The following is an 18,667-nucleotide window of genomic DNA, read 5'->3' as shown; positions in this document are numbered from 1 at the left end:
CCGGCGGCATCAACCGCACCTCGTGGCCATACCGGCCGATCACGCGCGCCCAATGATGAGCGCTGCCGCAAGCCTCCATGCCCACCAGGCACGGCGGCAACTGTGCGAAAAACTTCTCGACCGAGGCTCGCTTGAGCTGGCGCCTCACCACCACAGCTCCCGACGCGTCAATCCCGTGGACTTGAAAAACGTTCTTCGCCAGATCAACCCCAATCGTGCTAATCTTCGTCATGGACGGCTCCCTTTGTCTGGTTCGACTCAACATCACCAGTCTGGCACACCGATGCCGTTCGGGGGCCGTCCATCCCATCATTGCGAGCGCAGCGAAGCAATCCAGAATCTCTCAGCGGAGTCTGGATTGCTTCGTCGCATCAGCGCAAAATTGCTTTGCAATTTTGTCGCGAGCTCCTCGCAATGACGGAGTATGTGGATGGCACGATCGCTCCTCTAATACACATCTTCATTGCAGACACACCTTCACATCCTCGCGGCTTGTTCGCCCGAGCTTTGCTTCGTCGCCTCATTCTCATAATCGAAAGAGGGCGCAGGGAAGACCGGGAGCCGGTTGGCTCCTATGGACCGTCGTGCCGAGAGCAGATTGCGTGCGCTTCGATGCATAGCGGGAAACAGGGCAACCGGAGACATCCCGGCCTCCCCTGCGCAGTGGTTGGAACGGCTTATGTCGCGCTCTCCCCGGGGAGCGATGCACCATTGCCCCCGTCGCCTTGCGGATGGCTGATGCCAGCGCCCGGTCAGGCACAGTACATCACCGCAAGACTTGGCGCACAGACCCCGGGCAACTTGCTCACGCGCAAACAGACTGCCGACTTCGTTCCGCTCCGCTGCAATGGAATGTCGATTGGCTTTTCCGGCCGCCTGCGGCTCCCGGTTGACGAATTCGATCCCGATCGAGGGCGGGGCAAAGGGCGTCGCCACTGTGTTTCGGGGTCTAGGCCAGGTCAACGAACGATGTCAGATTTCTGCGGCCAAGCTGACATACCGATGGGCCTGACACATGCCGGCAAATGCCCCATTTGCGGTCAGCGTCGCGTGGTCGATACGAGTCTTGCGGAAAGGCTGTCGACCCCATTGAGCGTTCATCTGCCGTGTTGGCGTCAACCAAAAGTTAACCGCGCGCCACGCGAAAAGCTTGCCGCTCAGGTCGTACAGCTTATAAACGCATGTTACGCGTTCTTGACGCAGACGTTGTAAGCGGCAAAGGCCAGGAAGAACATGTGTGAAAACTGCACTCCAAATCTGCCTCATCCGCTCGCGCCGTCCCGCCGTTCCCTGATGCTGTTCGCAGCTTCGGCGGTTGGCATGCTGGTTGGCGACAGGATAGCTGACGCGAAGGAGGCAAAAGCGCCGCCCAAGCCTGACAACGTGCTCTCGCCGGACGCTTCACTGAAGCGACTAATGGAAGGCAATGCGCGCTATGTCCAGGGCGTGTCGCGACGCCACGATTTCAAGCACGAGCGTGAAGCTTTGATGGGCGGACAAAATCCATATGCCGCTGTCCTAAGCTGCGCCGATTCGCGTATTGCGCCCGAATATGCCTTCGATAGCGGACGCGGCGATCTCTTCGTCTGCCGCGTTGCAGGCAACTTCGCCAATGACGACACGGTCGCCAGCATGGAATACACGGTCGCGATATTGAATACGCCGCTGATTCTGGTGTTGGGGCATGACAACTGCGGGGCGGTCGATGCGACGATCAAGTCCCTCAAGGACGGCAAGAAGCCGCCGGGACACATCCCGTCATTGGTCGCTGCCATTGCACCTGCGGTGAAGGCCTCGGCGCAACAGAGCGGTAATGCGCTGGACAACGCTATCAAGCAAAACGTGGTTGACAACGTCAACAAGCTGAAATCGGCCACGCCAATCCTCAGTGCGGCCGTCGAGCAGAACAAGCTGAAGGTGGTCGGCGGCCTTTACCGGCTCAGCACCGGCAGGGTGGAACTCCTAAATTGAGTCTTTGGACAGTCGGGGAACAGAGCTTGCCCGACTGCTAAAATCCCAACGCGGAGAATCCCGGTGCGGTTCTGGCGTCTGCTTTGCACAGATCGCGATCCTTGCATCGGCACAGCGGATTGATGGGTGCGCTAATTTCACGCTGAACTAGGGCCTATTGGGGCCTGCCTTATTCGGGCGGGCCTTTTTCTTTTTCTTTGTCAGCGTATACCGACCAAGCCTTTGATTTTGGAGGCGCTTTATCCCATTCAAGGCCAGCAAAAAAATCGCTGGACGCCAGGACCACACGATTTGGCCGTACGCGAACCGCACCTGTCGTTGGCGTGACGCTTTCGGTTGCCCGCCCTGCGAAGCCTTTCGCGCCGCCCAACCCGCGTTCGTGACGATCGCGATAGGCCCCTCTTCCTTGGGCCGGGTTGCGGCGACACATACGCCATTTCCGAAGTTCGGCAAAGCGGAATATTTTGGCGATCCGCGTTGACCTGCAATTTGGGTGTTTTGCCGACAGGCAACGCGATATCTTGTAACCCGAGCAATAGGCGGACAGTGCTTCAATGCCGTCATTGCGAGCGCAGCGAAGCAATCTAGAGTCAACTGCGTGCCGCTTGTACTCGTCCGAATACGAGCGTCGCTGCCGTTTCGCCATCTGACACCTCTCACTGCCTAAGCTATAGGTGTCCACCGATTTAGGGGAGGCTCAGAGCTTTTCGCGGCGGCAGTCTGGATTGCTTCGCTGCGCTCGCATGACGGGCGTTTGCTGCAACCCTCAGTGCCTGACCACCAGCACCGAGCATTTGGCGTAGCGCACGACGTGTCCGGCGTTGGAGCCGAGGAAGTAGGTGCGCATCGCCGGTCGGTGCGAGGTCATCACGATCAGGTCGGCTTTCATGTGCGCCGCTTCTTCCAGGATCTCGTGATAGATGCCGCCTTGGCGCACCACGCTGGAGATGCGGGAGGGCTCAATCCCGGACTCGCGCGCGACGATGGCGAGGGCCTCCTCCGAGGTCTGGCGCTGCTGCTCGTCGAAATCGGCCGGCACGTATTCGGCCAGCATCACCGGCGTCATCGGCAGCACGTTGAGCAGGCGTACCGTGCCGCTCCAGGTCTGAGACAACGTCGCCGCGGTTGCGATCGCCGGCTTGGCGAGATCGGTATCGGCGAGGTCGATGGGCACGAGGATGGACTTGAACATCTGCGCCTCCAGTCTTCCAGTCAGCACCTCCTGGGACTGAATCAACCGGTCGAGACCGCGCCCGCGCGTCTCATCCCGATCGAAGCAGCTTGGGGCTGACGAACAGCACCAGTTTGCCGCGGCGGTAGGCCACGTCACCCCAATCCTTGACGTCAAAGTCGAAGATCGCAAGCCCCGCTGTGGGCAGGTTGTGGCCGAGCGCCCTGGCTCCGGCCGGGTCGCCGCTGCCCGTCAGCATCAGCGCGACCTCGTGCATGCCGGGATTGTGGCCGATCAGCAGCAATCGCTTCGGGTTGGCCGGCGCGGTTGCGGTGCGAATGGCTTCCAGGATCTGCGCGGGATCGGCGCCATAGAGTTCCGGCAGGACCTCGACCTGCGGCGCCGCGACGCGGTCCTTCATTGCCTTCCAGGCGATGTCCCAGGTCTGTCGGGCCCGGACGGCATGCGACACCAGCACGGTATCGGGGAAGGGCGGATGGGCGGCGATCCAGTCGCCCATCTGCGCAGCATCCCTGTGGCCACGGTCGTCGAGGCGGCGATCCTGGTCACGGCCGCTCGGCGCGTCGGTCTCGGTCTTGGCGTGACGCAGGAGCATCAAACGGCGCATGGCATTCTCGAATCGTTACGCATCCAGGATAATCTACAGGCGCGGGTTGAGGACAAGGTGACAAGCGCCCGATCGGTCCTTTAAGAAAACGACATGAATGAGACCTTCACAATCGTGCCCCAGGACGAAGCCGGCTTTCACGAGCGGGAGCGGCTGTCGTTCGATCTCGATGCCGACATTTGCGTGATCGGGGCGGGGCTTGCCGGCCTTTCCATCGCGCTGGAGGCGGCCCGGTTCGGGGCCAGCGTCGCGGTGCTCGAGGGCCGCCATGTCGGCTGGAATGCCTCTGGCAATCAGCTTGGCACCGTGATGCCGGGCTTTGCACTGCCGCTCACCGACCTGATCGAGCGCATCGGCTTCGAGGATGCGCGCGAATTGTGGACGCTGTCGAAGGCGGGCGCCGAGTTCGTCCGCGCCAACGCCACTGAAGAGAACATGCCGGGGATCAGCCTCAGCGAGGGCGTGCTGGAAGTCTCCAATGTGGATGCCGGCGACCGGCTGATCAGCCGGTTGCAGATGCTGAACGAGGATTTCGACACCGAGGTCGAGGGCTGGCAGGTCGATCGCGTCCGCGCGGTGCTCAAGACCGACCGCTATTTCCACGGCATCCATTATCCCCGCGCGTTCCAGGTCGACGGCCGCAAATATGTGCATGGCCTTGCCGCACTCGCGCGGCGGGCAGGCGCCCGCATCTTCGAGGATACGCCGGTCGTCAGCATCGATCATTCCGGCATCCGCAAGCGTATCGTCACGCCCTCGGCGCGGCTGCGCGCGACGCATATCGTGCTCGCCGGCAACATCCATCTCGGCGCGCCCTTGCGGCGCCTGTCGGAGACGCTGCTTCCGGTCTGGCGTTATGCCGGGATCACCGCGCCGCTCGGCGAGCGTGTGCATGAGATCATCGCCTTCAAGGGATCGGTGCTGGATTCCGACGGCATCGACCATTTCCGTATCGTCGACGGCGACCGGCTGATGTGGGCGAGCCCGGAAACCACCTGGGCGGCACGTCCGCAGCGCTTCGCCGGCGCCATCAAGCGGCGGATCCGCACGATCTTTCCCCAGCTCGGTGACGTCGAGATCATCGATACATTCGGCGGCGCCACCGGCCAGACCGTGCACGGCATGCCGCAGATCGGCCAGCTGCGCAAAGGCCTGTGGGTGGCGAGCGGGTTCGGCCGCCAGGGCATGAACATTTCGGCCATGGCCGGACAGATGATCGCGCGCAGCATCCTCCGGGGCGACGAGCGCTGGCGCCTGTTTTCGCCGTTCGAGCTGGTCTGGGCGGGAGGCACGACCGGACGGGTCGCGGGCCAGCTGGTCGGGATCTGGGGCAGGGCGAGCTCCGCCGCCGCCGGCTCGCTCGCCCGCTACCGCGAGCGGGCGCGGGTCAAGGACAGGGAACGCGAGGCCCGCCTTGCCGAAGCCAACCGGGCGGCCGGCACCGGTCCGCGCCGTCCGCCGCCCGGTGTCCGGCCACGGCCGGCCCCGCCGCCACGAGCTGCGGCCCAGGACGCGGAACCGGCCTCGCACGAGGACATTGTCTCGCAATAGACCCGAGAAAAATTCCGCCCGGAAGTGTAACGTTGGCCGTTAGAGCCCGTATCTCAGGGCGTGGACACGCTCCCGCACGGAGAATGAGATGTTTGATCGCCGCATCCTGCTATCGACTGCCGCCGGCCTGTTCGGCCTTTCGGCCTTCCGCTGGCTGAGGGCATCCCCGGCGGAGGCTGGTGAGAAGGCCGCGGAAAAGTTCGAAATCACGAAGACGGAGGCCGAATGGCGTGCCCAGCTCACGCCGCAGCAGTATGAAATCCTGCGCAATCATGGCACCGAGCGGCCCGGCTCCAGCCCGCTGCTGAAGGAGCACCGCAAGGGCATCTTCGCCTGCGCCGGCTGCGACCTGCCGCTGTTTGCGTCCGAGACCAAGTTCGAGAGCGGCACCGGCTGGCCGAGCTTCTACCAGCCGATCGAGGGCAATGTCGGCAAGACCGAGGACCGTGCCTACGGCATGGTCCGCACCGAAGTGCATTGCCGCCGCTGCGGCGGCCATCTCGGCCACGTCTTCGACGACGGTCCGAAACCGACCGGCTTGCGCTACTGCATCGACGGCTTCGGGCTGGTTTTCCATCCCGCGGCGGCGTCGGCGACGTGAGGGCTCTTTATTTGACGCGTCTTCGTCGCGCGAGCTGGTGACGCGTCGCTCGAAAACTCATGACGTCCCGGCAATTGTTGCCGGCCCGGCAATTGTGCCCCGGTCATCCGACCGGGGCATGTCTATTTAAGTCGTTGATTTCCTGAAGATACCCGCATTGGCATGGCCTTTGCGACTGTCTCTCCCGATTGCGGCCTCGGGTCGGCGCCGCCGAGATCGGATTTGGAGACAAAGTTATGGGTATCTTCGATGCAATGAACACCTCGGTGGGTGGCTTGCAGGCGCAGTCCTTCGCGCTTCAGAACATTTCCGGCAACATCGCGAACTCGTCCACCACCGGTTACAAGGGCATCGGCACCAGCTTCGTCGATCTCATTCCCGACTCATCCGTGCCGAGCAAGCAGGTCGCAGGCGGCGTGACGGCCAACGCGAAGGCCACCATCACGACGCAGGGCACGATCTCATCGTCCACCGTCGCCACCAACATGGCGATCACAGGCGACGGCTTCTTCTCGATCCAGAAAGCGAGCGGCGTCGTCGACAACGTGCCGGTGTTCACCGGGGTCACCTACTACACCAGGCGTGGCGACTTCCAGCTCAATGCCAATGGCAATCTGGTCAACGGCGCCGGCTATTATCTGATGGGCGTCACGGTCGACCCGAAGACGGGCAATCCGCAGGGCAACGTGGCGACCGTCCTGCAATTCCAGAACAATTTCATTCCGGCGCAGGCGACCACCTCGATCCAATACGCCGCAAACCTGCCGACGCAGCCGAACACGGTGGCGAGCACGACGGCGGCGACCGGCACGCTGCTGGCGGCTGGTGGACTGAACCCGTCCGATTTCGCCGCCAACCCGCTACCGGTCGGCACACCGCCCGCACCCTATACCAACGCAAAGGTGTCCGGTGCGGCGGCGACCGGCAACGTCCGTTCAGCCTACACGTCGACGACGGCGACGGGCACGGTTGCGCTTCAGAACAATTCGTCCGCGGTGGCCTCGACCACCACGTCCCTCGACAACACGGTCGGCACGCATCTCGCCTCCAGCATTCTCACCGCGCTGAGCGGCCAGACGCTGACCATCAACGGCAACACGATCACCTTCAACGCCGGCACGACGGTCTCGACGGTCGGCAGCAACACCACGATCGGTCTAGGTGCGGGCACGACGGCTACGGTGGCGGACATCCTGAACGCGATCCAGACCGCCGGCGGCGCCGGCGTCACGGCGTCGCTCTCCGCCAGCGGCAACATCATGATCTCCAGCGGTACCGGCACCGACGTGGCGGTGGGCAGCGGCACGGCAGCCACCGCGCTCGGCATCAGCAGCGTGACGCGCGGCGGAAACGTACTGTCCTCGCCCGCGATCTCGGGCGCGACGGTGCTGAGCGGCACGGCGACCGCCGGCGGCGCCCAAGTGCTCTCGTCGGGTTTTTCGGCAGGCCCGCCCGCCGACACGATCACCGTCAACGGCCAGACGCTGACCTTCGTCGCTTCGGGTGCCTCGGGCCCGAACCAGATCAACATCACAGACAACATCACGACGCTGCTCGGCAAGATCGACGCGCTCTCCGGCGGGTCGGGCTCGTCGGTGAGCAGCGGTGGCGTGATCACGCTGAACACCGGCACCGTCTCCAACCTCACGGTGTCGAGCTCGAACAGCGCTGCCTTTGCCGCGCTCGGCTTCACCTCGACCATCACCAAGAATCGCGACGGCGGCGGCACTGCCGGCACCGGCGGTGTGATCGGCAACGACATCGCCACCTTCACAAAGGAATCGATCAGCGGCGGCGCGGTGACCGCCTACAACGCCGCGGGCACGCCGGTGAACCTGCAATTGCGCTGGGCCAAGACCGACAGCGCCTCGCTGGGCGCGGGCCATTCCGATACCTGGAACCTGTTCTACCAGACCGACCCGAATGCGACCGGCACGACGGTCGGCTGGGTCAATACCGGCCAGGCTTTCACTTTTGCCGCCGACGGCTCGCTGACCTCGCCGAGCGGCTCGGGCATCACCATCAACAATGTCAGCGTGAGCGGTCAATCGCTCGGCTCCGTCGCCTTCAACATCTCCTCGGGCGGGCTGACGCAATATGCCAGCACGAGCGGCGCGGTGACCATCAACACCATCACCCAGAACGGCTATGCCGCCGGTCAGCTCCGCTCGGTTGCCGTCAACAACAATGGCATCGTGGTCGGCACCTTCTCCAATGGCCAGAACCTCAACCTCGCTCAGGTGCAGCTGTCGCATTTCAACGGCACCAACTATCTGAAGGCGCTCGATGGCGGCGCCTATGCCGCGACTGAACAATCGGGAGACGCCATCGACGGCGCTTCGGGCACCATCAGCGGCTCGTCGCTGGAGGGATCCAACACCGACATCGCCGACGAATTCACCAAGCTGATCGTGACCCAGCAGGCCTATTCGGCCAACACCAAGGTGATCACGACCGCGAATTCGATGGTGCAGGACCTCTTGAACGTGTTGCGCTGATCGGCGCGTAACGTAACCAAAGGCGGGTCAGTGATATGGGTTTGAGTTCAGCCCTCGCCAGTGCGATGAGCGGCCTGCGTGCCAACCAGGCCGCGCTGTCGATCGTCTCGTCGAACGTCGCAAATTCGCAGACGCCGGGTTACGTCGTCCAGACGCCGAACCAGATCGAGGTCACCACCGGCGACTTCGGCTCGACGGCGATGACCACCGGCGTCAGCCGCGAGCTCGACAGCTACGTGCTGAACCAGCTGCGGACCGAGACCGGCGGCAGCGGCTACGCCGACCAGATGGCCAACATCCTGAAGCAGCTTCAGAATGTCTATGGCACGCCCGGCAACGACGGCACGCTCGAAAGCGCGCTCAACAAATTCACCACGGCGCTCCAGGCGTTGTCGACCAGCTCGGGCGCCTCGTCGGCCCAGACCGTTGCGCTGGGCGCGGCACAGGCACTGGCACAGCAGCTCAACATCACCACCAAGGGCATCCAGTCGCTGCGCTCCAACGTCGAGCAGGATCTCGGCACTTCGGCGCAGCAGGCCAACGCGGCGATGCAGAAGGTCGCCGACATCAACACCAAGCTTCAGGGCCTGTCAGCCAACGATCCCTCGGCGGCCACGCTGATGGACCAGCGCGACCAGGCCATCAACACGCTGTCGAAATATGTCGACGTCCGCGTCACGACCGACGGCTCGAACCAGGCCAACATCTACACCACGACAGGCATTCAGCTCGTCGGCGCCGGGCTTGCCTCGCAATTCTCTTTTGCGTCCACCGGCGCGCTCTCGGCAACTTCGCTCTATAACATCGATCCGGCCAAGTCCGGTGTCGGGGCGCTCACGATCAAGCTGCCGAATGGCTCGCAGCTCGACGTCGTCGCCAACAACGTGGTGTCCTCCGGCCAGATCGCGGCCGATCTGAAGCTGCGCGACCAGACGCTGGTGCAAGCGCAGACCCAGCTCGATCAGCTCGCCGCGACGATGTCGAGCGCGCTGTCCGACAAGACCACGGCCGGCAGCACGGTCTCGGGCCCACCGGCCGGATTCGATCTCGACCTTGCCGGTGCGCAGCTGGGCAATACCGTCAACATCACCTACATGGACACGGCGACCAACACCCAGCGCCAGATCACGCTCGTCAACGTAACCGATCCGGCGGCGCTGCCGCTGCAGAACGCGACGAATGCCAACCCGATGCGGATCGGCGTCAACTTCTCCGGTGGCATGGGAGCGATCGCGTCTGCGCTCAATACCGCGCTCTCAGGCACGCATCTGTCGTTCGCCGCTGCCCCATCGCCGGCGACAGCCACGACTCTGCGGGTGACCGATGACAACACCGGTCTTGCCAAGGTCATTTCGGCCTCGACCACCAAGACGATCTCGTCGCTGACCTCGGGCAATCCGCAACTGCCGCTGTTCACCGACGGCGGGCAGGCGCTCTACACCGGTGCGATCACCGCGTCGGGCTCGCAGATGACTGGCCTTGCCGGGCGCATCGCCGTGAACACGCAGCTGGTTTCCGATCCGACCCGGCTGTCGGTCTACAACACCTCGCCGGTGACGCCCGCGGGCGACACCACGCGTTCGGACTATCTCTATTCGCAGCTCACCAGTGCGGTGTTCTCCTATTCGCCGCAGACCGGCCTCGGCTCGGCGAACCAGCCCTTCACCGGCAGCGTTTCGAACTACCTGCAGCAGTTCCTGAGCATCCAGGCCAACGCCGCGACCCAGGCGACCCAGCTCCAGCAGGGCCAAAGCGTGGTGGTCTCGACGCTCCAGGCGAAGTTCGACTCGACCTCCAAAGTCAACCTGGACTCGGAGATGTCGAACCTGATCCAGCTCCAGAATGCCTATGCCGCCAACGCTCACGTGATGTCGGTGGTGCAGAGCATGATGAACACGTTGCTCCAGGCTCAAGGGTAACAAGTAACAGGGCTCTGAAAGATGTCGATCAGCAGCATCAACTACTCGTCGTCGGTTCTCGGCGCGCAGATCCGCAACATCAATCAGCAGCTCACGGATCTGTCGACGCAACTCTCGACCGGCAAGCTGTCGCAGAACTATTCCGGCATGGGCACCAACGAGGGCTTTGCGATCGCCGGGCGCGCGCAGCTCTCCAACATCGCCGCCTATACCGACACGATCACCAACGTCAATGTCAGTATCAACCTCGCCAATACCGCGCTGCAGTCGCTGACGAAGATCCGCAACACGGTGCAGACGGGCTCGGCCAGCACCGCGCAAGACCTCAACGTCAACGGCCAGACGGTCGCGCAGAACACCGCCGCCGCCCAGTTCGGCTCGATGGTCGGCGTTCTCAACACGCAGACGGGCAGCCGCTATCTATTCTCCGGAACGGCCGTCAACACCCAGTCGGTTGCGGATGCCGGCGACATCATCAACGGCACCACGACGCAGGCGGGGTTCAAGACCGTCATGGCCGAGCGCCAGGCCGCCGACCTCGGCGCCAACGGCATGGGCCGCCTGGTGCAGACGCAGCCGACGCCGAGCTCGGTGCAGGTGTCGGAGGACGCCGCGGGATCGCCGTTCGGGCTCAAGATCAAGGCGGTCTCTTCGACGCTGACCGGTGCGACTATCACCGGCCCGAGCGGCTCGCCGGTGTCGTTCTCGGTCAATCTCAACGGCGTCAACCCGAACAATGGCGACAAGCTGAGCGTCCAGTTCACGCTGCCGGACGGCACGACCGAGCAGATCGACCTGACCGCGTCGACGGCGACGCCGACCCCGCTCGGCAGCTTCGCGATCGATGCGAGCGTCCCCGTCAACCCGAACAACACCGCCGCGAACCTCAACACGGCGCTGAACACCGCGATCGCCAAGCTCGCCAACACCTCGCTGGTGGCGGCATCCGCGGTCGTCGCCGGCGACAATTTCTTCAACACGGCGAGCTCTGCGATCGGCACGCCCGTCAACAGCCAGGCTGCGCCGCCGGCCCCCGTCACCGGCGCGACGGCACTGTCCGGCGCGAGCCCCTCGGACTCGATCTCGCCGGGCTTCGTCGCCGGCGACACCATCACCATCAACGGCAACACGCTGACCTTCGTCAGCTCAGGCGCGACCGGCAACCAGCTCAACGTCACCGACAGCATCCAGACTCTGCTGAGCAAGATCGACCAGATCACGGGGACGTCGAAGCCCTCGACGGTCCATGGCGGTTCGATCACGATCAACACCGACGATGCGGCGAGCCTCAACATCACGAGCTCGAATACGGGGGCGCTGAGCTCGCTCGGTTTCGGTTCGATGCCCGTCACCGCCACGCAACCGCCGCTGCGCGTCGGTTCGTCCCCGGCGAGCTCGGCAACCACGCTGGTGAACGGCTCGGCCAATACGGTGAAATGGTATTTGGGCAATGACGGGCCGGGCTCGCCGCGCTCGACCGCGATGGCGCGGGTCGACGATGCCGTCACGGTGCAGTATGGCGCCCAGGCGAATGAGGATGCGATCCGCCGGCAGTTGCAGGCGATTGCGGTGTTCGGGACTTTCTCGACCTCGCCGACCGGACAGTATTCGGGCGGGCAGGTTTCGGCGCTGAGCCTGCGGGTGACGCAGGCACTGACCCAGCAGCCCGGTCAGCAGCGCATCGAGGACATCCAGACCGACATCGCGATGGCCCAGAACACGATGCAGGACGCGACCACGCGCCAGACCCAGGCCAAGGCGCAGCTCCAGACCATCATCGACCAGGCCGAATCGGCCTCGCCGGACCAGGTCGCGAGCGAGATCCTCGCGCTCCAGAACGCGCTCCAGGCGTCCTACCAGGTGACCTCGAACCTGGCGCAGCTCTCGCTCGTCAAGTTCTTGTAAGGACGCGTTAAGGCGCCGTTAACCATGCCTCTTTACCTCTTGGTGAGGATTGGAGCGGGGCGGGGCTGCCGATGTCGGACAAGATGCAATTGGTGGTGGCAACGCCATGCTTCGGCGGGCAGGTGTCGAGCATCTATGCGAGCTCGATCTTCGCGCTCCAGCGCGCCGTGCACGGCATGTCCAATCTCGAGCTCAAGGTGCACTTGCGCGACGGCGACGCGCTGATCACGCGCGCGCGGGCCAATCTGGTCGCGATGTTCCTGGACGACCCCAAGGCGACGCATTTCCTGTTCATCGATGCCGACATCGGCTTCAAGCCGGAGCAGGTGTTCCGGCTGATCGAATGCGGCGCCGACGTCGTCGCCGGCTGCTATCCGATCAAGCGGGTCAACTGGGACAAGGCGAAGCGCGCGGTCGAGGCCGGCCGCGCCGATGTGCCGGCGGCCTCGCTCGACTACGTGCTGGAGATCGAGGATCCCGACCGCATCGTGGTCGTCAACGGCTTCACCCGTGTGCGCTATGCCGGCACCGGTTTCCTGATGATCCGGCGCCACGTGCTGGAAGCGATGTGCCGTCACCCGAATTATGCAGTTCTGCAATTCTTCCGCGAGCATTCGCACGATATGCTGGCGGCGAGCCCGAACCGGTTCGCGCTGTTCGAATGCATGATCGATCCGGCGACCGGCACGTATCTTTCCGAGGACTTCGCCTTCTGCAAGCGCTGGACCGACATCGGCGGCGAGATCTGGGCCGACATCCAGAGCTCGCTCGATCACGTCGGACCGTCGGTGTTCCACGGCGACATCGCTTCGCAATTCGCGCCGGCGCCCGCAGCGGCGGCAGCTGATGCGGCGTGAGCCTTTCGGGATGAGCGCCGGCGCATCCCGTCTGTCAGCACCGGAACGCGCATCCGAGGGTGGCTCGCGCTACCGCCTGCGCGATCTCTTCACACCGCTCGACACGCTGCTCGTCTCCGGCGGAGATCCGCGGCTGGCGCTCGACGCCAGGGATCGCGTCAACGCCTATGGCTGCGCGGCCGCGCCCGAGCCGGAGATCTGGAATTTCGCCTCCTCGACCGCATCGACGATCTCGCAGGCGGCCTATGATCGCGCCGCGCTCGCGCGCGAAGAGCTGATGCACAAGTGCCTGTTCGACGAGGTCGAGATCGCCTTCGATGCGCGCTGTGAAAGCATGCGCGACGAGTTGCGCGGCCATTTCCAGCTCTCGCCGCGCGTTGACGTCGTGTTCTCGCCGTCCGGCACGGATTCCCAGCTTCACGCCCTGTTCGTAGCGCGCGTGGTGCTCGGCGCGCCGCCGGTGACGATCGTGGTCGGCGCCGATCAGACCGGCAGCGGGACAACCCATACCGCGCTTGGACATCATTTCAGCTCCATGACGGCGAGTGGCTTGGCGGTCCGCAAGGACGCCGCAGTTGCGGGGCTGGCCGGCGCCAGCATCGCGCAGGGTGCGCCGGTGCTGCTTCAGATCATGGATGCCTCGAAACTCGGCTGGCGCGCACCGAGCGCGGCCTGCCTCGACGAGATCGCGCGGCGCTGGCCGCGCAAGGTTCAGATCGTCGTCGATGCCTGTCAGGCCCGGCTCGGCCGCCGCCGGCTGCGCTCCTATCTCGACCGCGGTTACCTCGTGCTGATCACCGGCTCGAAATTCTTCGGCGGTCCCGCTTTCAGCGGTGCCCTGCTGATGCCGAAAGGCTTTTCGCGGTCGCTCGACCGGGTCGAGGCGATCGCGCCTGGCTTTTTCGATTATGCCGGCCGTTGCGACTGGCCGATGGCCTGGACGATCCTGCGTTCGCGCTTCGAGCGCCGGCCGAATTTCGGTCAATGGTTGCGCTGGGAAGCGGCGCTGGCCGAGATCGGCAGCTACTATGCAGTGCCAGGTGCATTTCGCGCCAGAGCACTGGCGGAGCTCGCGGCCGGTATCGACAGCATGATCGCGCTGTCGCCGTCGCTTCGCCCCGTTCCAGCCGGAATCGGGAAGGTTGGTGTCGACGACGAGGAGTTCGCGCAAACTACGATCTTTCCGTTTCTGCTGCTGCGCGACGGCAAGCCGATCTCGATCGCGGAGACCGGCGCCGTTCATCAGGCGCTGGCGCGTGACATGAACGAAGAGATCGGCGGCAGCACGGCGGACCGGCAGGTCGCCGCGCAGCGCTGCCTGATCGGCCAGCCGGTCCGGCTGGAGCGCCAGGACGAGGCCCCGCTGGCCATATTGCGCCTCTGCGTCGGCGCACGGCTCGTGACCGAGATCTGGTCCCCGGACATGGTGCAGGCGCGACGCAATTTGCAGCACGTGCTCGATCGCGTCGCCGACGTCCTGGTGAAGATCGAGCTGTTGCTTGATCGTGGCGCGGCGGCGCCCGTGCCGGCAAAGTCCGCGTTCGAGGTGTGAGATGCAGCAGCCGGTTTCCGTAGCCAACTTTGCCGACCGTATCGGCTTTGCGCAGTTGACGCGCCAGGCCTTCGAAGGTGTCGATTTGCAGCCGTTGCGCGACCAGCTCGTCGTCCGGATCACGGAGGGAACTGCGCAGGCGGGCGAAGGTCTGGATCTGTCGCTGATCGTCCAGCTCCTTGGCGACAAGGTGGCGGGGCTTGCGATCCAATCGGAGGTGCTGACCTTCCATCAATTGTTTCGTACGCCCAGCGCGGCTCCGAAGCCGGGCTTGCGCGTGCTCGCGCTTGCAGCCGACATCGACATGGGCGGCAACACGCCGATCGATTTTCTGCTCGAAGGCTCCGACATCGAACTGTTGACGCTCTACGTGGTCAAGGGCGTCGGTCTGCCCGAGAACTTGCCCGAGCACGACGTCGCCATCGTCATTGCATCCGATTCCGAGGAATGCCGGGACGCGCTCGCGCTGATCGAGAAGGCCGCACCCGAGTGGCCGCGGCCGCTGCTCAATCGCCCCGATCTCATCGGCAACCTCGATCGCGACAAGCTGTATCGGCTGCTGACGGGTGTGCCCGGCCTCGACATTCCCGCGACCATCCACGCCACGCACGCGCAATTGTCGGATCTCGCGCAGGGGCGGATCGCCTGCGAGTCCATCGCGGACGAATTGCACTTTCCGATGATCGCGCGACCGCGCGGCTCGCATGCCGGCGTCGGGCTCGCGAAGCTCATTGATGCGGCGGCGCTCGCGGCCTATCTCGCCGAACGGAAAGAGCAGGACTTCTTCGTCGCGCGCTTCGTCGACTATGTCAGCCCCGACGGGCTCTACCGCAAATATCGCCTCGCCATGGTCGACGGCAAGCCTTACGCCTGCCACATGGCGATCGCCGATCGCTGGGACATCTGGTATCTTAACGCCTACATGGCATTCAGCGAGGAGAAGCGAGCCGAGGAGGCCGTCTTCATGCTCGACTTCGACCACGCCTTTGCGGCGCGCCACAAGAGCGCGCTCGAGGAGATGAGCAGGCGCGTCGGCCTCGACTATTTCATCGTCGACTGCGCCGAGAACCAGGACGGCGAGCTCCTGGTCTTCGAAGCCGACAACACCGCCGTCGTGCACAACATGGATTCGCCGGTCGTGTTTCCGTACAAGCCGCCGCAGATGCGCAAGATATTTGCCGCGTTCACAGCGATGCTGTCGCGGCATGCGCGAGCGGGCAAGGGAAGTGCAACATGAACGAGATCATCCGCAGCACGCCAAGCTCCGTCACCCACACCTCGCTCGATCCGCAGGACTGGAGCGAATTTCGCGCGCTGGCCCATCGCATGCTGGACGAGGCGATCGACGGCATCGCCAACGTTCGGGCGCGTCCGGTGTGGCAGCCGATTCCCGACGAGGTCCGCGCGGCATTCAGGGCCGACGTGCCGCGCGAGGCGAGCGACCTTGCCGATGTCTATCGTGAATTTGCCGAGCATGTCGCGCCCTATGCGACCGGCAACGTCCACCCGGGCTTCATGGGCTGGGTCCATGGCGGCGGCACCGCGGTCGGCATGCTCGCGGAGATGCTGGCAGCCGGCCTCAATGCCAATCTCGGCGGACGCGACCACATGCCGATCGAGGTCGAGCGCCAGATCGTCGCGTGGATGCGCCGCCTGTTCGCCTTTCCGGAAGACGCGAGCGGCATCTTCGTCACGGGCACGTCGATGGCCAATCTGATGGCGGTGCTGGTGGCACGTACGAACGCGCTCGGCACGCTGGCGCGCCAACACGGTATCGGCAATGACGGCGCACTGCTTACGGCCTATACGTCGCACGCCGCACATGGTTGCATCTCGAGGGCGATGGATATTGCCGGGCTCGGCACGGATGCGCTCCGCAAGATCGGTGTCGATGTCGATCATCGCATCGATGTTGCCGCGCTGCGCGCGCAGATCGCGGTTGATCGCGAGGTCGGCTTCAAGCCGTTCCTGGTGGTCGCGTCTGCCGGCACGGTGGATGTCGGCGCGATCGACGATCTCAGGACAATCGCGGAGCTGTGCCGCGCGGAAGGGATCTGGTTTCACGTCGACGGTGCTTTCGGTGCGCTCGCGATCCTGTCACCCGAGCTCGCGCCGCTGCTCGGCGGCATCGAGCTTGCGGATTCCATTGCGCTCGACTTCCACAAATGGGGACAGGTGCCCTACGATGCCGGCTTCCTGCTGGTGCGCGACGGCGAGCAGCATCGGCAGGCCTTTGCGCAGCCCGCGGCCTATCTGCGCCGCGAGACGAGGGGACTAGCGGCGGGCGCGGTCTGGCCTTGCGATCTCGGCCCGGATCTGTCGCGCGGCTTCCGTGCGCTGAAGACCTGGTTCACGCTCAAGACGTTCGGCACCGATCGGCTTGGTGCAGTGATCGCGCGAAGCTGCGCGCTCGCAAAGTATTTCGAAGCGCGCATTCTGGCCGAGCCACGGCTGGAATTGCTGGCGCCGGTCAATCTCAATATCGTCTGCTTCCGCTACTGCGCCGATGATGCGGTCAATCGCGAGATCGTCGCCGACATTCAGGAGGCCGGCGTCGCGGCCCCATCGAGCACGACGCTGGACGGCAAGTTCGCGATCCGCGCCGCGATCGTCAATCACCGCACCGACGAGACCGACATCGATGCGCTGGTCGCGGCCGTGCTGGAGTTCGGCGGACGAAGGAGTGACGGAGTGGTCGAGGTCGAGGCGCCGCGGCTGGCAGTGCAGTAGCATCGATGCATGCCTGAAACGACAACGGCCCCGGAGATGATCCGGGGCCGTTGTCGTTTGCGCGGCTTTGTCGTTCGCGCGGGCTTGCGCGAACGCGTGTGGTCAGGCGGCGGTGCTGACGTCGTCCTTGCCGGCTTCCGCCTTGGGATGCGTGGCCTCGAACTGATCCCGCAGCTTTTCCTCATAAGCGATCAGCTTGCGGGCGTCCTTCAGCGCCCGGTAGAGGTCGCCGTTGAGGATATTGTTGTTGATGCCTTCGATGATCGGCCAGGCGCTCGGCACCGCGGTGACGATGTCGCGCACCAGGTTGAAATAGGTGCCGTGCTGGGTCTGCGGATCAGGCGAGATGTACATGAGCTGGACCGCCAGATAGACCAGCTTGGCGGGCGTGTTTGCGGTCTCCGGCGTGAGAATGTCGCGCTCGCGCAGGATCGGCACGTTGTCACCGTCGATCAGGAGGCGGGCGCGCTGGTCCGTGTTGGTAATCACGCAGTTACCGACGATGATGCGTTCGTGCGGTCTGAGCTCGACCTTGAGGGACATGCCTGTTCTCCATCAACGCTTTCGTAACCGAGCGTTCGTTGCGGCTCATCAAGGCATGATTCTCGCTCGGAATTAGTTAACGAGCTGTAAATCGCCGGCGTTCGCGCGAAAAAGCACTACATTATCAATGTCATATCCTTGCGGCAGTGCGGCGATGTGCGCAGCTCCCACCCCCGAATCACGCGCGGCCCGGCAAAAGCACGGGTTTCATTTCATGTTTCGTTAGAGGTCTCGACGCCACGGTCCGCCAGTCGCTGGGTCAATCTCGATCTAAGCTGACGCGTAACAGTAGCGTCGTTTACCAGAAAGGTAACAGAGTCATGTCCGGTATCGTTCTCTCCTCGTCGGTTCGTCAGAACCTGCTCTCCCTCCAGTCTACCGCTGATCTTCTCGCCACCACGCAGAGCCGTCTGTCGACCGGCAAGAGCGTCAACTCGGCCCTGGACAATCCCACCAACTTCTTCACGGCCCAGTCGCTCGACAACCGCGCCAGCGACATCAACAATCTGCTCGATGGCATCGCCAACGGCGTGCAGGTGCTGCAGGCTGCCAACACCGGCATCACCTCGCTGCAGAAGCTGATCGACTCTGCGAAGTCGATCGCCAACCAGGCGCTGCAGACGACGGTCGGTTACTCCACCAAGTCCAACGTCTCGACCACGATCTCGGGTGCGACGGCTTCGGATCTGCGCGGCACGACCAGCTACACCAGCGCGGATGCGCTGAGCAACGTGCTCTACA

15 protein-coding genes and 1 pseudogene are annotated in these 18,667 nt (G+C 64.1%); 11 read left to right on the top strand and 5 right to left on the bottom strand.

Features of this window, described 5'->3' with window-relative positions; genetic code table 11:
• Window positions 1-232: pseudogene (locus tag BLV07_RS44710) on the bottom strand (IS110 family transposase); the annotation flags it as partial.
• Between the two features lie 1,001 nt (window positions 233-1,233).
• Here BLV07_RS44710 and BLV07_RS44705 point away from each other — a divergent pair.
• Window positions 1,234-1,971 (top strand): carbonic anhydrase, encoded by a 738-nt coding sequence (locus BLV07_RS44705; protein ID WP_091898997.1) that lies wholly within the window; start codon window positions 1,234-1,236, stop codon window positions 1,969-1,971.
• A 169-nt stretch (window positions 1,972-2,140) separates the two neighbouring features.
• On the opposite strand, the gene BLV07_RS48245 is transcribed toward BLV07_RS44705, so the two are convergent.
• The 3 genes from BLV07_RS48245 to BLV07_RS44695 all read right to left on the bottom strand — a co-directional run bounded on the left by BLV07_RS48245 (window position 2,141) and on the right by BLV07_RS44695 (window position 3,770).
• On the bottom strand, window positions 2,141-2,617 hold the full coding sequence (locus tag BLV07_RS48245; RefSeq protein WP_176946178.1) for a hypothetical protein: 477 nt from the start codon (window positions 2,615-2,617) through the stop codon (window positions 2,141-2,143).
• A gap of 120 nt (window positions 2,618-2,737) precedes the next feature.
• Window positions 2,738-3,163, bottom strand: coding sequence for a universal stress protein (locus BLV07_RS44700; protein ID WP_027577099.1), 426 nt, complete (start codon window positions 3,161-3,163; stop codon window positions 2,738-2,740).
• A 70-nt stretch (window positions 3,164-3,233) separates the two neighbouring features.
• Window positions 3,234-3,770 carry a SixA phosphatase family protein gene (locus BLV07_RS44695; protein ID WP_091898996.1) on the bottom strand — a complete coding sequence of 179 codons (537 nt, stop codon included), beginning with the start codon at window positions 3,768-3,770 and terminating at the stop codon, window positions 3,234-3,236.
• A gap of 93 nt (window positions 3,771-3,863) precedes the next feature.
• Between BLV07_RS44695 and BLV07_RS44690 the strand changes: the two genes are divergently transcribed.
• From BLV07_RS44690 to BLV07_RS44650, 9 genes are all read left to right on the top strand, one after another.
• Window positions 3,864-5,321: an NAD(P)/FAD-dependent oxidoreductase gene (locus tag BLV07_RS44690; RefSeq protein ID WP_091898995.1), complete on the top strand. Its 1,458-nt coding sequence runs from the start codon at window positions 3,864-3,866 to the stop codon at window positions 5,319-5,321.
• A gap of 88 nt (window positions 5,322-5,409) precedes the next feature.
• A complete protein-coding gene (gene msrB, locus BLV07_RS44685; protein WP_091898994.1) occupies window positions 5,410-5,922 on the top strand; it encodes a peptide-methionine (R)-S-oxide reductase MsrB in 513 nt (170 codons plus the stop codon).
• A 236-nt stretch (window positions 5,923-6,158) separates the two neighbouring features.
• Window positions 6,159-8,420 (top strand): flagellar hook-basal body complex protein, encoded by a 2,262-nt coding sequence (locus tag BLV07_RS44680; RefSeq protein WP_091898993.1) that lies wholly within the window; start codon window positions 6,159-6,161, stop codon window positions 8,418-8,420.
• A 35-nt stretch (window positions 8,421-8,455) separates the two neighbouring features.
• Window positions 8,456-10,339, top strand: coding sequence for a flagellar hook-associated protein FlgK (gene flgK, locus BLV07_RS44675; protein ID WP_091898992.1), 1,884 nt, complete (start codon window positions 8,456-8,458; stop codon window positions 10,337-10,339).
• Window positions 10,340-10,360: 21 nt separating this feature from the next.
• Window positions 10,361-12,244 (top strand): flagellar protein, encoded by a 1,884-nt coding sequence (locus BLV07_RS44670; RefSeq protein ID WP_091898991.1) that lies wholly within the window; start codon window positions 10,361-10,363, stop codon window positions 12,242-12,244.
• 71 nt (window positions 12,245-12,315) lie between these two features.
• Entirely contained in the window at window positions 12,316-13,101 is a 786-nt protein-coding gene (locus BLV07_RS44665) for a hypothetical protein (RefSeq protein ID WP_091898990.1), read from the top strand.
• Window positions 13,091-14,653, top strand: coding sequence for a hypothetical protein (locus tag BLV07_RS44660; RefSeq protein WP_176946179.1), 1,563 nt, complete (start codon window positions 13,091-13,093; stop codon window positions 14,651-14,653). Before BLV07_RS44665 ends, BLV07_RS44660 begins: the two co-directional genes overlap by 11 nt.
• Window position 14,654: 1 nt before the next feature.
• Entirely contained in the window at window positions 14,655-15,890 is a 1,236-nt protein-coding gene (locus BLV07_RS44655) for an ATP-grasp domain-containing protein (RefSeq protein ID WP_091898988.1), read from the top strand.
• Window positions 15,887-17,383 (top strand): pyridoxal phosphate-dependent decarboxylase family protein, encoded by a 1,497-nt coding sequence (locus tag BLV07_RS44650; protein WP_091898987.1) that lies wholly within the window; start codon window positions 15,887-15,889, stop codon window positions 17,381-17,383. Before BLV07_RS44655 ends, BLV07_RS44650 begins: the two co-directional genes overlap by 4 nt.
• A 102-nt stretch (window positions 17,384-17,485) precedes the next feature.
• On the opposite strand, the gene flbT is transcribed toward BLV07_RS44650, so the two are convergent.
• The gene (gene flbT / locus BLV07_RS44645) at window positions 17,486-17,926 is read right to left on the bottom strand and encodes a flagellar biosynthesis repressor FlbT (protein ID WP_091898986.1); all 441 of its coding nucleotides are present in this window, start codon (window positions 17,924-17,926) and stop codon (window positions 17,486-17,488) included.
• 320 nt (window positions 17,927-18,246) lie between these two features.
• On the opposite strand from flbT, the gene BLV07_RS44640 reads away from it, so the two are divergent.
• Window positions 18,247-18,667: flagellin N-terminal helical domain-containing protein (locus BLV07_RS44640; protein ID WP_502690294.1), on the top strand; the 421-nt coding region annotated here is incomplete at its 3' end.

The organism is Bradyrhizobium sp. Rc2d, from assembly GCF_900099855.1.
In the GTDB taxonomy this organism is placed as follows: domain Bacteria; phylum Pseudomonadota; class Alphaproteobacteria; order Rhizobiales; family Xanthobacteraceae; genus Bradyrhizobium.
This window is presented reverse-complemented; position numbering and strand designations above follow the sequence as displayed.